The 14,304-nt window shown below is 72.2% G+C and carries 11 protein-coding genes and 1 pseudogene; 9 read left to right on the top strand and 3 right to left on the bottom strand.

The features are described from left to right. The 4 genes from ACFW48_RS01730 to holA all read left to right on the top strand — a co-directional run bounded on the left by ACFW48_RS01730 (position 1) and on the right by holA (position 3,425). Positions 1-828, top strand: coding sequence for an arylamine N-acetyltransferase (locus ACFW48_RS01730; protein WP_386309417.1), 828 nt, complete (start codon positions 1-3; stop codon positions 826-828). 180 nt (positions 829-1,008) lie between these two features. Next, positions 1,009-1,890, top strand: coding sequence for a YceI family protein (locus tag ACFW48_RS01725; protein ID WP_386310234.1), 882 nt, complete (start codon positions 1,009-1,011; stop codon positions 1,888-1,890). A gap of 53 nt (positions 1,891-1,943) precedes the next feature. Next, positions 1,944-2,189 carry a hypothetical protein gene (locus ACFW48_RS01720; RefSeq protein ID WP_386309414.1) on the top strand — a complete coding sequence of 82 codons (246 nt, stop codon included), beginning with the start codon at positions 1,944-1,946 and terminating at the stop codon, positions 2,187-2,189. A 246-nt stretch (positions 2,190-2,435) separates the two neighbouring features. Further along, entirely contained in the window at positions 2,436-3,425 is a 990-nt protein-coding gene (gene holA / locus ACFW48_RS01715) for a DNA polymerase III subunit delta (RefSeq protein ID WP_386309413.1), read from the top strand. Between the two features lie 369 nt (positions 3,426-3,794). Here the strand turns inward: holA and rpsT are convergent, their stop codons facing one another. Beyond that, positions 3,795-4,061 carry a 30S ribosomal protein S20 gene (rpsT, locus tag ACFW48_RS01710; RefSeq protein WP_121746971.1) on the bottom strand — a complete coding sequence of 89 codons (267 nt, stop codon included), beginning with the start codon at positions 4,059-4,061 and terminating at the stop codon, positions 3,795-3,797. A gap of 308 nt (positions 4,062-4,369) precedes the next feature. Here rpsT and lepA point away from each other — a divergent pair, with 308 nt between their 5' ends. The 5 genes and pseudogenes from lepA to hemW all read left to right on the top strand — a co-directional run bounded on the left by lepA (position 4,370) and on the right by hemW (position 12,509). Beyond that, a complete protein-coding gene (gene lepA, locus ACFW48_RS01705; protein ID WP_386309411.1) occupies positions 4,370-6,238 on the top strand; it encodes a translation elongation factor 4 in 1,869 nt (622 codons plus the stop codon). A gap of 315 nt (positions 6,239-6,553) precedes the next feature. Further along, positions 6,554-8,431 carry an AMP-dependent synthetase/ligase gene (locus tag ACFW48_RS01700; protein ID WP_386309408.1) on the top strand — a complete coding sequence of 626 codons (1,878 nt, stop codon included), beginning with the start codon at positions 6,554-6,556 and terminating at the stop codon, positions 8,429-8,431. A 231-nt stretch (positions 8,432-8,662) separates the two neighbouring features. Further along, positions 8,663-9,136 (top strand): annotated as a pseudogene (locus ACFW48_RS01695) (ATP-binding protein); the annotation flags it as partial. 255 nt (positions 9,137-9,391) lie between these two features. Continuing rightward, entirely contained in the window at positions 9,392-11,236 is a 1,845-nt protein-coding gene (locus ACFW48_RS01690) for a SpoIIE family protein phosphatase (RefSeq protein ID WP_386310232.1), read from the top strand. A 40-nt stretch (positions 11,237-11,276) separates the two neighbouring features. Further along, positions 11,277-12,509 (top strand): radical SAM family heme chaperone HemW, encoded by a 1,233-nt coding sequence (gene hemW / locus ACFW48_RS01685; protein ID WP_386309407.1) that lies wholly within the window; start codon positions 11,277-11,279, stop codon positions 12,507-12,509. Between the two features lie 126 nt (positions 12,510-12,635). Here hemW and ACFW48_RS01680 read toward each other — a convergent pair whose 3' ends face one another. Continuing rightward, a complete protein-coding gene (locus tag ACFW48_RS01680) occupies positions 12,636-13,439 on the bottom strand; it encodes a DUF3097 domain-containing protein (protein ID WP_386309405.1) in 804 nt (267 codons plus the stop codon). Positions 13,440-13,473: 34 nt separating this feature from the next. Next, entirely contained in the window at positions 13,474-14,208 is a 735-nt protein-coding gene (locus ACFW48_RS01675; RefSeq protein WP_386309403.1) for an MBL fold metallo-hydrolase, read from the bottom strand. Positions 14,209-14,304: the final 96 nt, after the last annotated feature.

Here is a 14,304-nt window from a genome sequence, read left to right as displayed (position 1 = left end):
ATGGATGCAACACAGGTCGATGCCTACCTCCGCCGTCTGGGAGCCGAGTACCCGGCGTGGCCCACCGCCGACGCCCTGCGCGAGCTGCACCTGCGTCATCTGCGGGCGGTGCCGTTCGAGAACCTGTCCGTCCATCTGGATGAGGAGATCGTGCTGGAGGAGGGGCGGCTGCTGGACAAGGTGGTGGGCGCGCGACGGGGCGGTTTCTGTTACGAACTCAACGGTCTCTTCGGCGCGTTGCTCGCGGCGCTCGGATATGAGGTCACGCTGCTCGCGGCGCGGGTGTACGGGGACGGGAGCCGGCTCGGGATCCCGTTCGACCATCTGGCGCTGCGGGTGCGGACGGTGGACGGGGGCGACTTGCTGGCGGACGTCGGGTTCGGGGCGCACAGCCACGGTCCGCTGGCGTTCGCGGAGCGGGGCGAGCAGAAGGATCCGGGCGGCACGTTCCAGGTCGTCGAGGCGGGTCCGGACGCGGCCGGGGTGCGCGGCGGGCACGACTCGGCCCGGGCGGCCGACCTGGACGTGCTGCGCGACGGGAACCCCGTGTACCGGGTGGAACCGCGCCCGCGGGTGCTCGGCGACTTCGAGTCCGGCGCGTGGTGGCACAGCACCTCGCCCCAGTCGCACTTCCTCCAGTCGCCGGTCTGCTCGCGGGTCACGGAGGACGGAGGGAGGATCACGCTCAGCGGCCGCAGGCTCGTGTCGACGACCGCCGACGGCCGCCGGGAGGAGCGTGAGCCGGCCACGGACGAGGAGGTACTCGCGGCCTACCGGGAGCACTTCGGCATCCACATCGACGAGGTGCCGCCCGTGCCCCGACCGTGAGGACTCGCGTCCGGTGCGGCGATATCGGGCCAACACAGGGCTACTCATGCCACTCATGCGCACTCCCAGCACATGCGCCGGTTTCCCGTGATGTGGCCCCGTGTTGCCTCGAAACCCCCATCGGTGATCGAATGTTTCTTCGTCAACTAGTTTTCTCACGTCGTGCAGAGGGTGTCGCAGATGATCGGCCGCTGGCTGGGAAGCCGAACGAAGCGGATGCAACGGACGGGTCCCCTGGCGGCGGTGCGGACCCCGCCGAACGCCGGGGTGCTGAGCTGCCGGGTCCTCGACCCCGTCAACGAGCCGATTCCGCACGCGGAGTTCGCGGTCAGCGACACCATGGGGCGCAAGGTGGTCAGCGGCGGGACGGATCCCTTCGGGTCGTTCGTGGCGACGGTGCCCACGGGGGAGTACAGGCTCGCGGTGTCCGCCGAGGGCTACACGCCGTACCGGGCGTCCGCGACCGTCACCGAGGACGCGCTGGCCTCGCTCGGCGACGTGACCCTGCAAGTGGCCCAGCCTCCGGAGCTGCCCGCGCCGGGCGACTGGGAGATCGAGCCGGCGCACTCGTCGATTGCCTTCACCGCCCGGCACATCGGGCTGGCCCGGATCCACGGCCGGTTCAACTCCTTCGCGGGCGCGGTGCGGATCGGCGACGACATGGAGCAGTCGGCCATGCACGTGGTCATCGACGCGGCGTCCATCGACACCAACGTGAAGATGCGCGACGACCATCTGCGGTCGGGGGACTTCCTGGACGTGCAGCGGTTCCCGACCCTGGAGTTCTACAGTGACCGGTTCACGCACCGGGGCGGCAACCGGTGGGCCGTCGCGGGAGCGCTGTCCCTGCACGGCGTGACGCGCACGGTCACCCTGGACGCCGAGTATCTCGGCCTGGGCAACGGCATGGAGGGCGAGGCGCGGGCGGCCTGCCGCGCCACCACCGAGCTGCACCGCGACGACTTCACGGTGAGCTGGCAGACGATGCTGGCGCGCGGCATCGCCGTGGTCGGGCCCAGCATCAGGATCGGCCTCGACATCCAGATCGTGCCCAAGGGCTGACGCGGCACCGGCCGGCCGGCCCGCCTGCCGCGCGGTGTCCGACAATGGCACCCGTGAGCGATGTGAGACATGTGCTGGTGCTGCCCGACCGCGACGCCGCGGAGGCGGTGGCCCAGGCGCTCGGGGAGCGCTTCGGGCTCGACGAGGAACCCCGACTGGTCCGGGACGCCCTGGCCGGCGAGGACGACGCCGAGGACGCCCAGTGGCTCGTCGTCCTGCGCGACGAGAGGGAGCGGCTGGACCCCGGCGAGCTCGACGAGTTCGCGGGGGAGTGGGAGGGCTGGCGCGAGGAACCCTAGGGGTGTCGTCTGGGGGTGTCGTCTGGACCTTGCCAGGGGCGCGGGGTCTGGCACGCACTCCCCCACTGTCCAAGGGGCAAGGGGCGTGGGGGACCCGCGGCGCCGTTGTCGTCGGTTGCCAGGGCTCCGCCCTGTCGCCCTCCTCCGCCTTGCGGCCGCACGCACTTCCAGACGAAACCCCCTGGCGCCGCCCGTGGGCGTCGGTGGCGAAGTCCGTTGTCAGTGGTGCGTGCGATGCTTGTCGCGATGGCCAGGAAGACTGCGAATGACGACCCTCTCGCCCCGGTGACCCTTGCCGTGGGCCAGGAGGACCTCCTGCTCGACCGTGCCGTGCGGGAGGTGGTGGCCGCCGCGAAGGCCGCCGACGCCGACACGGACGTACGCGACCTGACCCCCGACCAGCTGCAGCCCGGCACCCTCGCCGAGCTCACCAGCCCCTCGCTCTTCGCCGAGCGCAAGGTCGTGGTCGTACGCAATGCGCAGGACCTGTCCGCCGACACGGTCAAGGACGTGAAGGCCTACCTCGGCGCCCCCGCCGAGGAGATCACCCTCGTCCTGCTGCACGCGGGTGGAGCGAAGGGCAAGGGTCTGCTGGACGCCGCCCGCAAGGCGGGGGCGCGCGAGGTGGCGTGCCCGAAGATGACGAAGCCCGCCGACCGGCTGGCCTTCGTGCGGGCGGAGTTCCGTACCGCCGGGCGGTCGGCCACCCCCGAGGCGTGCCAGACGCTGGTCGACGCCATCGGCAGCGACCTGCGGGAGCTGGCCTCGGCGGTGTCCCAGCTGACCGCGGACGTCGAGGGCACGATCGACGAGGCGGTCGTCGGGCGGTACTACACGGGACGGGCCGAGGCCTCCAGCTTCACGGTCGCCGACCGGGCGGTCGAGGGACGGGCGGCGGAGGCGCTGGAGGCGTTGCGCTGGTCGCTGGCGACCGGAGTGGCACCGGTGCTGATCACCAGCGCGCTGGCGCAGGGCGTGCGGGCGATCGGAAAGCTGTCCTCCGCCCGCGGTGGGCGCCCCGCCGACCTCGCCCGTGAGCTGGGGATGCCGCCGTGGAAGATCGACCGCGTCCGGCAGCAGATGCGCGGCTGGACACCGGACGGAGTCTCCGTGGCCCTGCGCGCGGTGGCCGAGGCGGACGCGGGGGTGAAGGGCGGCGGCGACGATCCCGAGTACGCCCTGGAGAAGGCCGTGGTGACGATCGCGCGCGCGGCGCGTTCGCGGGGACGGTCGTAACCCGCCTCTCCAGCACAGCCCGCCTCTCCGGCACAGGCCCGCCGCCCCGGCACAGCCCGCCTCCCCGGCGTAGCCCGCCTCTCCCGACGCAGGTGGCCCTCCGGGCATGGGCCAGGGCACACCCGGCACAGGCGGCCCTCCGGGCATGTGCAGGCACTCCCGGCACAGGCGGCCTCTCGTGGCGCAGGGCAGACCGAAGGCCCCGGTGGCCGTCCTGGGGAAGGACGGCCACCGGGGCCTTCGGATCAAGCTCGGGGATCCATGCCCGCGTGGCGAACGCAGGCCGCGCACGGATCCTGGGTGCCGGACGGGAGCGGATGAGAGAGGGCCCGCTCTGGGTCCTTCCGGCGATCAGACCAGATGAGGGGTTCAGCCCTTGAGGGCGCCGACCTTCTGCGACAGCGCCGACTTCTTGTTGGCGGCCTGGTTCTTGTGGATGACGCCCTTGGAGACGGCCTTGTCGAGCTGGCGCGAAGCGACGCGCTGGTACTCGGTGGCCTTCTCGACGTCACCCGCGGCAGCAGCCTCACGGGCCTTGCGGATCGCGGTCTTCAGAGAGGACTTGACGGCCTTGTTGCGCAGCCGCGCCTTCTCGTTGGTCTTGTTCCGCTTGATCTGGGACTTGATGTTCGCCACGAATGAGCCTTTGCAGGTTCAGGCACGAGGCCGCGAGGGTCCCGTGCCGATGATTTCTTGAAGGAGTGCCTCGCGCTGAGAGGGCAAGAGACACAGCCCCCCACACTACCAGCGGCCCGCCGAGCCACCCAAACCAGGCCTCTGCCCGGCCTCGATCCGGCCCCGGCCCGGCCCCGATCCGGCCTCGCCCCCGCCCTCGACCCGTCCCAAACCCATCCCAGCTCCCCACCCGTGGGACGATGGAAGCTACGTATCGATCCGACCCGAGACCGCAGACACTGCGGACGCCTCAAGAATCAGGACCCTGCGTGCCCGCGATCCCCAGCCATGTGCCCGAGCCGAGCCGTACCGACCCGGCGCTGATCCGCAACTTCTGCATCATCGCGCACATCGACCACGGCAAGTCCACGCTCGCCGACCGGATGCTCCAGCTGACCGGTGTGGTGGAGCAGCGGCAGATGCGCGCCCAGTACCTCGACCGCATGGACATCGAGCGCGAGCGCGGCATCACGATCAAGTCCCAGGCGGTGCGATTGCCGTGGGCCCCCACCCACGACAAGACCAGTACGCACATCCTCAACATGATCGACACGCCGGGGCACGTCGACTTCACCTACGAGGTCTCGCGGTCGCTGGCCGCGTGCGAGGGCACCATCCTCCTAGTCGACGCCGCCCAGGGCATCGAGGCCCAGACCCTCGCCAACCTCTACCTGGCGATGGAGAACGACCTCACGATCATCCCCGTGCTGAACAAGATCGACCTGCCGGCCGCGCAGCCCGAGAAGTTCGCCGAGGAACTCGCCAACCTGATCGGCTGCGACCCCGACGACGTGCTCAAGGTCTCCGCCAAGACCGGCCTCGGGGTCGAGGCGCTGCTGGACAAGGTCGTCGCCGAGGTTCCGCCCCCGGTCGGCGTCAAGGACGCCCCCGCCCGCGCGATGATCTTCGACTCCGTCTACGACTCCTACCGCGGTGTCGTGACGTACGTCCGTGTCATCGACGGCCAGCTCAACAGGCGCGAGCGCATCCGGATGATGTCCACCGGCGCCACGCACGAGCTGCTGGAGATCGGCACCAACTCGCCGGAGATGCTCTCCGCCGACGGCCTCGGCGTCGGCGAGGTGGGATACCTGATCACCGGCGTGAAGGACGTCCGCCAGTCCAAGGTCGGTGACACCGTCACCAGCATGCACAAGGGCGCCGAGGAGGCGCTCGGCGGCTACAAGGATCCCAGGCCCATGGTCTTCTCCGGCCTGTATCCGCTGGACGGCTCGGACTACCCCCTGCTGCGCGAGGCCCTGGACAAGCTCCTGCTCAACGACGCCGCCCTCGTCTACGAGCCGGAGACCTCCGCGGCCCTCGGCTTCGGCTTCCGTGTCGGCTTCCTGGGCCTGCTGCACCTCGACGTGATCCGGGAGCGGCTGGAGCGCGAGTTCGGCCTCGACCTGATCGCCACCGCGCCCAACGTGGTCTACCGCGTGATCATGGAGGACGGCGTCGAGCACACCGTCACCAACCCGAGCGAGTTCCCCGAGGGCAAGATCAACGAGGTGTACGAGCCGGTCGTGCGCGCCACGATCCTCGCGCCCACCGAGTTCATCGGGGCGATCATGGAGCTGTGCCAGACCCGGCGCGGCACCCTGCTCGGCATGGACTACCTCTCCGAGGACCGGGTCGAGATCCGCTACACCCTCCCCCTCGCGGAGATCGTCTTCGACTTCTTCGACCAGCTGAAGTCGAAGACCCGTGGCTACGCCTCCCTCGACTACGAGCCCACCGGCGAGCAGACCTCCAGCCTGGTCAAGGTCGACATCCTGCTCCACGGCGACAAGGTCGACGCCTTCTCGGCGATCACCCACAAGGACGCGGCGTACGCGTACGGCGTGCGGCTCGTCGCCAAGCTGCGCGAGCTGATTCCGCGCCAGGCCTTCGAGGTGCCCATCCAGGCCGCCATCGGCTCCCGGGTGATCGCCCGCGAGACCATCCGCGCCATCCGCAAGGACGTCCTCGCCAAGTGCTACGGCGGTGACATCTCGCGTAAGCGGAAGCTGCTGGAGAAGCAGAAGGAAGGCAAGAAGCGGATGAAGATGGTGGGTTCCGTGGAGGTTCCGCAGGAGGCCTTCATCGCGGTCCTGTCCAGTGACGACAGCGCGGGGTCGGGCAAGGGCAAGAAGTAACCGCGACCGTCCTCGCGGCGCGTCCCGCCCACCCCGGCGAAACGGACACGAAGGGGCCCGTCGTGCGAAAGCGCGGCGGGCCCCTTCGCATGTCACGGGTGTGCGTCTGTACGAAGTGACAGGGCGCGGAGACTTACGCACGGGCCGGTCGCCCTTTACTCTGATGCCTGCTCGCTAGTTACTCGCGAGTTAAACAACGCCTGAACAACCGCCCGAGAGCGATCCAGCCACACCTGAACCAGTACACCTGAACCAGCCGCACCTGAGCCGGCCGCATCGAGCCGGCCGCACCGTCGCGGGCCCACGGAGGATGTCGTGAGCGACACACAGACACTGATCGAGAACCGTCCGCCCTCCGTGGCGGGACTCTTCCTGGAGCGGGTGGCGGCCACGCCGGACGCCGAGGCCTACCGCTACCCGGTCCCGTCGGCCGCGGGCGAGGGCCCGGACGACTGGAAGTCGCTGACCTGGGCACAGGCGGCCAATCGGGTCTACGCGATCGCGGCCGGCCTGATCGAGCTGGGCATCCAGCCGCAGCAGCGCGTGGCGCTGGCCTCCGCCACGCGGCTGGAGTGGATCCTGGCCGACCTCGGCATCATGTGCGCGGGCGCGGCGACGACCACCGTCTATCCGCAGACCAACGCCGACGAGTCGGCGTACATCCTCTCCGACTCCGAGAGCCGGGTGCTGATCGCGGAGGACGCCGCGCAGCTGGCCAAGGCCAGGGAGAAGAAGGCGGAGCTGCCCGACCTCACCCACGTCGTCGTGATCGACGCGGCCGGCGCCGACACCAGCGAGGACTGGGTCCTCACCCTCGGCGCGCTGGAGGCCCTCGGCGCGGCCCGCCTGGAGAAGGACCCCGAGCTGGTCACGAAGCGGGTCGGCGCCCTCACCAAGGACCACCTCGCCACCCTCATCTACACCTCCGGCACCACCGGCCGGCCCAAGGGCGTCCGCCTCCCGCACGACAACTGGTCGTACATGGCGAAGGCGATCGCCGCGACCGGCCTGGTCACCGGCGACGACGTGCAGTACCTGTGGCTGCCGCTCGCGCACGTCTTCGGCAAGGTGCTGACCTCCGGCCAGATCGAGGTCGGTCACGTCACCGCCGTCGACGGCCGCGTCGACAAGATCATCGAGAACCTTCCGGTCGTCCAGCCGACCTACATGGCGGCCGTGCCGCGCATCTTCGAGAAGGTGTACAACGGCGTCGCCGCCAAGGCCCGGGCGGGCGGCGGAGCCAAGTACAAGATCTTCCAGTGGGCCGCCGGCGTCGCCCGCGAGTACGCCAAGGTCACCCAGGACAACTTCAAGCGCACCGGCACCGCCAGCGCCCCCGCCGGCCTGCGCACCAAGCACGCCGTCGCCGACAAGCTCGTCTACGCCAAGATCCGCGAGGCCTTCGGCGGCAGCCTGCGCGCCTGCGTGTCGGGCTCGGCCGCCCTCGCCCCCGACATCGGCTACTTCTTCGCCGGCGCCGGCATCCACATCCTGGAGGGCTACGGCCTCACCGAGTCCTCCGCCGCGTCCTTCGTCAACCCCGGCGAGGCCTACCGCACCGGCACGGTCGGCAAGCCGCTGCCCGGCACCGAGGTGCGCATCGCGGACGACGGCGAGATCCTCCTGCGCGGCCCCGGCATCATGGAGGGCTACCACAAGCTGCCCGAGAAGACCGCCGAGGTGCTGGAGGCCGACGGCTGGTTCCACACCGGCGACATCGGCGAGCTCTCGCCCGACGGCTACCTGCGCATCACCGACCGCAAGAAGGACCTCATCAAGACCTCGGGCGGCAAGTACATCGCGCCCGCCGAGGTCGAGGGCCAGTTCAAGGCGGTCTGCCCCTACGTCTCCAACATCCTGGTGCACGGCGCCGACCGGAACTTCTGCACCGCGCTCATCGCCCTCGACGAGATCGCGATCACCCAGTGGGCCGAGGAGAACGGCCTGGGGGGCAAGCCGTACGCGGAGATCGTCGCGGCGCCCGTGACCGTCGAGATGGTCGACGGCTACGTCAAGCAGCTCAACGAGGGCCTCCAGCGCTGGCAGACCATCAAGAAGTTCCGCCTGCTGCCCCGCGACCTCGACGTCGAGCACGGGGAGATCACGCCGAGCCTGAAGCTGAAGCGGCCGGTGGTGGAGCGGGAGTACAAGCACCTGATCGAGGAGATGTACGACGGCTCGCGCGAGGCCTGAAGCGGCAGCCGGCAGCGGGCAGCGGGCGAGGCGTGGGGCGGGCGGGCGTCGCGGTCCGCACGGCTGATGCCCGAAACTGTCCGTCTTCCGGCTGTCTTCGAACGTTCGCCTAGCACGGTTCTCGCTCAAGGCGGCCCACTTCGGTAACTCCGCGCTTATGGACGGGGTCGGTCTGTCACTCTGTCGGCAACGACTGCGAAGTATTCGCACGAACTGCCCGGGGAGCCGTCCATGGGGGCCATTCCGACGCAACGGGAGACCGTCTCCCGCGCCAGTGGGGCGCCCGCGCACACTGCTGAGGCATACGCCCAGGAGTGCGCGCGGGCGCACGTGACCCTGCTCGGAAGCTCCTTGGCGCCTGGCGCGGCCCGGGAGATGGTGCGGGCCGCGCTCGGCGACTGGGCCGAGCTCGGCCTGCCCGGCACGGAACAGCTGACCGAGCATCTCGCCGCCGACGCCCTGGTCGTCGTCAGCGAGCTGGTCACCAACGCCGTCGTGCACGCCGGCACCGACGTCGAGGTGGGCTGCCGGCTGGAGGAGACGGGCACCCTCGTCGTCGAGGCCACGGACCACCACCCCTCCCGCGCCCCGAGGAGCGGCGACCACGAGACGCCGCACGAGATCCCCGAGTACGGGCGCGGCCTGCGACTCGTCGCCGCGCTCTCGGAGGCCTGGGGCATCACGTACCGCCCGGGCACCAAGACGGTGTGGGCGCGCCTCCCGGCCGCGGGCGCCGAGACCGCCGAGCAGATCGAGGCGTACGCCGGGGGCCGAGGGGCCCGGCACCCCGAGCCGGCGGGCACGGAGTCGTCGGGGGAGGGGGCCGGCGGTCCGACGGGTCTGGGCGGCCCGGGTGTTCTGGGTGGCTCGGGTGGCTTGGGTGGCTCGGGTGGCTCGGGTGGTGAGATGGCACTGGACAGGCAGGCGGCCCTGGACGGGCAGATGGCCCTGGACAGGCAGATGGGCCTGGACGGGCAGATGGGCCTGGACGGGCAGATGGCCCTGGACGGGCAGATGGGCCTGGATGGGCAAATGGGCCTGGATGGGCAGGCGGTCCTGGATGGGCAGGCGGTCCTGGAGGGACCAGCCGTTTTGAAGGGGCCGACGGTCCTGGACGGTTCGGGTAGCCAGGGTGGCGGCCCCATGGCCCTGTCCGGCCCGGGGAGCCCGAGTGGCCCCATGGTCCTGGATGGCCCGAGCGGCTCCACGGCCGCGAACGGCCCCAATGCACCAGTCGGCCCAGTCGGCCCAGGCCTCCCCGACCGCCCAGGCCTCCCCGACCGCCCAGATGGCACAGGCAGTCCAGCCGCCCCAGGCCACCCCGACCGCCCGAATGCCCCAGGCACCCCAGACGGCCCAGGCACCGGCCCCGTCCGCCCGCCGTATCCCCAGGGCGAGGAACGCCCCGCCCGGTTCGACCCCCCGCAGTGGCCGGACTGGCGGGGCGGAACGGCCGGGACCGTTCGGCGCGGTGTCCGTGACCGGGAGTGGCTGGGCCGTGGTGCCCTGTCCTTCCTCGCCGAGGCCTCCGACCTCCTGGCCGGACAGCTCGACGAGGACCTGGTCGCCTCCCTCACCGGCCAGCTGATCGTGCCCCGGCTCGCCGACTGGTGCGCCGTGTGGCTGGAGGACGAGTCCCTGGGCCGGGGAGCCTGGAGCGACGACCCCGGGGCGGCCGTGGGAGCGCGGCTGGCCCGGGTCTGGCACGGCAGCGAGAACCACATCGAGGAGCTGCGCCGGGCCCTGGAGAAGGACCCGCCCCGCCCGCGCGACCCGTGGCGCTCCGGCCCCGTCGCCCACCCCTGGCCCGGCGAGGCGCTGGGCCCGGACGGCACGCACGGCGCCGCGCTCGCGTACCGCCTGGTCGCCGGCGGCCGGCCCCTGGGCACCCTGGTCATCGGGCGTACCGGTGCCCCCGGCTTCCCCGGTTTCCCCGACGAGATCACCGGACTGGTCGAGGACCTCAGCCGCCGGGTGGCGCTCGCCATCGGCGCCGCCCGCCAGTACGCCCGGCAGGCCACCATCAGCGCCGTCCTCCAGCGCGGCCTGCTGCCCGGCGCCGTCGCCGAGATCCCCGGCGTGCGCAGCGCCCTCGTCTACGAACCGTGCGACAAGGGCGGCCCCAGCGGCGACTTCTACGACCTCTTCCCGGCCGGCGACGGCCGCTGGTGCTTCGCCGTCGGCGACGTCCAGGGCAAGGGCCCCGAGGCCGCCGTCGTCATCGGCCTCGCCCGGCCCTGGCTGCGGCTGCTGGCCCGTGAGGAGTACGGCGTCCCCGACGTCCTCGACCGCCTCAACCAGCTCCTCCTCGACGACGCCACCGAGGCCGCGGACGCCGCCGCCCGCGCCCTGGTCGCCGTCGGCCCTGCGGTTGCCCCGGGCGACGGACCGCAGACCCGCTTCCTGTCCCTGCTCTACGGCGAACTGGTCCCCTTCGACGGCGGCGTCCGCTGCACCCTCGCCTCCGCCGGGCACCCCCTGCCGCTGCTCCTCGACCCCGGCGGCGCGGTGCGCGCGGTCGCGCAGCCGCAGACCCTGCTCGGCGTCGTCGAGGACGCGACGTACACCAGCGAGACCTTCGAGCTGCGGTCCGGTGACACCCTGCTCTGCGTCACGGACGGGGTCACCGAGCGACGCAGCGGCTCCCGCCAGTTCGACGACGGGGACGGTCTCGCCGCGGCGCTCGCCGGGTGCTCGGGACTGGACGCCGGGCTGGTCGCCGAGCGCATCAGGCGGCTGGTGCACGAGTTCGGGCCCCGGCCCCCCGAGGACGATCTGGCGCTGCTGGTGCTCCAGGCGGATTGAGCGCGCGGGGGACACACGCGGGTGCGGGACAATGGAACGCATGCCCTCCGCACTCCCCGACGGCGAGCCCGTCCCCGCCGACGGCGCCCTCCCGGCGTCCGCGCTCGCCGGCGCCGCCGACCGCCCCCTCGGCTTCTACCTGCATGTGCCGTACTGCGCGACCCGCTGCGGCTACTGCGACTTCAACACCTACACCGCGACCGAGCTGCGCGGCACCGGCGGCGTCCTCGCCTCCCGCGACAACTACGCCGAGACGCTCGTCGACGAGGTCCGGCTGGCCCGCAAGGTGCTCGGCGACGACCCCCGCGAGGTCCGCACGGTCTTCGTCGGCGGCGGTACGCCCACCCTGCTGGCCGCCGGCGACCTGGTGCGGATGCTGCACGCGATCCGCGACGAGTTCGGCCTCGCGGCGGACGCGGAGGTGACGACGGAGGCCAACCCGGAGTCGGTCGACCCGGCCTACCTCGCCACCCTCCGCGAGGGCGGCTTCAACCGGATCTCCTTCGGCATGCAGAGCGCGCAGCAGCACGTCCTTAAGGTGCTCGACCGCACCCACACCCCGGGCCGCCCGGAGGCCTGCGTCGCCGAGGCCCGCGCGGCCGGCTTCGACCACGTCAACCTGGACCTGATCTACGGCACCCCCGGCGAGAGTGACGACGACTGGCGCGCCTCGCTGGACTCGGCGCTCGGGGCCGGCCCGGACCACGTCTCGGCGTACGCCCTGATCGTGGAGGAGGGCACCCAGCTGGCCCGGCGGATCCGGCGCGGCGAGGTCCCCATGACCGACGACGACGTCCACGCCGACCGGTACCTGATCGCCGAGGAGACCCTCTCGGCGGCGGGCTTCGACTGGTACGAGGTGTCGAACTGGGCCACCTCGGACGCGGGGCGCTGCCTGCACAACGAGCTGTACTGGCGGGGCGCCGACTGGTGGGGCGCGGGGCCGGGGGCGCACTCGCACGTGGGCGGCGTGCGGTGGTGGAACGTGAAGCATCCGGGGGCGTACGCGGGGGCGCTGGCGGCCGGGAAGTCGCCGGGGGCCGGGCGGGAGGTCCTGACGGACGAGGACCGGCGGGTGGAACGCATCCTGCTGGAGCTGCGCCTGCGGGAGGGGGTGCCGCTGTCGCTGCTGCGGGACGCGGGGCTCGCGGCGTCGCGCCGGGCGCTGTCCGACGGACTCCTCCAGGAGGGGCCGTACGCGGCGGGGAGCGCGGTGCTCACGCTGCGCGGGCGGTTGCTGGCGGACGCGGTGGTGCGGGACCTGGTGGACTGAGGGGTCATCCCCGCTTCGGCGGGGAGCAGGAACTGCTCGGCCGTGTGGACGAGCTGATCGACGGACCGTCTCCGCAGCGGCGGAGAGCAGTCCACCGGGCCCGGCCTGGCAACGACCGGACGACACTCAAGGCACGGTCACGTGATCGATGAGTCGTTCCACGCTGCCCAGCAGTTCCGGCTCCAGGTCTCTGTACGACCCCACCCGCGCCAGGATCGCCTGCCACACCGCCCCGGTGTTCTCCGGCGGCCACCCCAGCGCCCGGCACACCCCCGTCTTCCAGTCCTGACCGCGCGGCACCCGGGGCCAGCCCTCGATCCCCAGCGTCGACGGCTTCACCGCCTCCCAGATGTCGATGTACGGGTGGCCCACGACCAGCGCGTGCTCGCTCGTCACCGCCTGCGCGATCCGCCACTCCTTCGAGCCCGGCACCAGGTGGTCCACCAGGACCCCCAGCCGCGCGTCCGGGCCCGGGGCGAAGTCGGCGACGATCGACGGCAGGTCGTCCACGCCCCCCAGGTACTCCACGACCACGCCCTCGACGCGCAGGTCGTCGCCCCAGACCTTCTCGACCAGCTCGGCGTCGTGCCGGCCCTCGACGTAGATGCGCCCGGCGCGGGCCACGCGCGCCCGTGCCCCCGGGACCGCCACCGAGCCCGACGCCGTACGGGTGGGACGTACCGGACCGGACGACGGCCGCACCAGCGTCACCACCCGCCCCTCCAGCAGGAAGCCGCGCGGCTCCAGCGGGAACACCCGGTGCTTGCCGAAGCGGTCCTCCAACGTCACCGTGCCCGCCTCGCAGCCGATCACCGCGCCGCAGAAACCGGTGCCGGGTTCCTCGACCACCAGGCCGGGATCGGCCGGGACCTCCGGTACCGGCTGCGGTTTCTTCCACGAAGGGGTCAGGTCGGCGGAGTACTGGCGCATTCTGATGACGATACGAGGAGCGGCCGCGCAGTGATCAGCGCGACACGCCGAACCGCGCGGCCAGCGCGTCCCGTTGGGCGCGGACGAACGCCGCGTCCACCACCGCCCCGTGACCGGGCACGTACAGCGCGTCCTCACCGCCCAGGTCGAGCAGCCGGTCCAGGGCGGCGGGCCAGTGCGACGGCACGGCGTCGGGGCCCGCCTGCGGCTCACCGGACTCCTCGACCAGGTCGCCGCAGAAGACGACCTCCGGGTCGCCCGGCACCAGCACCGCGAGGTCGTGCCCGGTGTGCCCGGGGCCCACGTTGGCGAGCAGCACCTGTCGGCCGCCGCCCAGGTCGAGCGTCCACTCGCCGCAGACCTCGTGGCGGACGCGGACCAGCGCGTCGACCGCCTCCTCCGCCAGCCGCGCGTCCAGCCCCTCCGCCACCGCCTCCGAGCGCAGCGCCTCCCGCCCGTGTCCGCCCCGCGCGAACACCGCCTCCGTGCCCACCGCGCCGTAGACCTCCGCGCCCGCGAACGCGGCGGCGCCGAGGACGTGGTCGAAGTGCGGGTGGGTCAGCGCGAGATGTGTCACACGGTGACCGGCGAGTTCCTGCGCCCCCGCGCGCAACCGGGCGCCCTCGCCGAGGCTCGACCCCGCGTCCACCACCAGCGCCGCGCCGGCGCCGACGACCAGCCCCGCGGTGCAGTCCCACACCGGCAGCCGGCGCCGGCCCACCCCGGCCGCGACGCGCTCCCATCCCAGGTCTTCCCAAGTCACCGTCACGACGACGACGCTAGCGCCGCGACACCTCCGTTCACGGCGGCGCGGCCCCGGCCTTGCCGGGGGCGTACCCCACGGCCGTACACTGGGCCGGGGAAG

This window comes from Streptomyces sp. NPDC058812, from assembly GCF_042744565.1.
GTDB classification, from domain to species: Bacteria; Actinomycetota; Actinomycetes; order Streptomycetales; family Streptomycetaceae; genus Streptomyces; species Streptomyces thinghirensis.
This window is presented reverse-complemented; position numbering and strand designations above follow the sequence as displayed.

What these genes read in the sequence shown, in the direction of transcription:
- ACFW48_RS01730 (WP_386309417.1), top strand. Translation starts at nt 1, where the DNA reads ATGGATGCAACACAGGTCGATGCCTACCTCCGCCGTCTGGGAGCCGAG.
- ACFW48_RS01725 (WP_386310234.1), top strand. Translation starts at nt 1,009, where the DNA reads ATGATCGGCCGCTGGCTGGGAAGCCGAACGAAGCGGATGCAACGGACG.
- holA (WP_386309413.1), top strand. Translation starts at nt 2,436, where the DNA reads ATGGCCAGGAAGACTGCGAATGACGACCCTCTCGCCCCGGTGACCCTT.
- ACFW48_RS01690 (WP_386310232.1), top strand. Translation starts at nt 9,392, where the DNA reads ATGGGCCTGGACGGGCAGATGGGCCTGGACGGGCAGATGGCCCTGGAC.
- hemW (WP_386309407.1), top strand. Translation starts at nt 11,277, where the DNA reads ATGCCCTCCGCACTCCCCGACGGCGAGCCCGTCCCCGCCGACGGCGCC.
- ACFW48_RS01680 (WP_386309405.1), bottom strand. Translation starts at nt 13,439, where the DNA reads ATGCGCCAGTACTCCGCCGACCTGACCCCTTCGTGGAAGAAACCGCAG.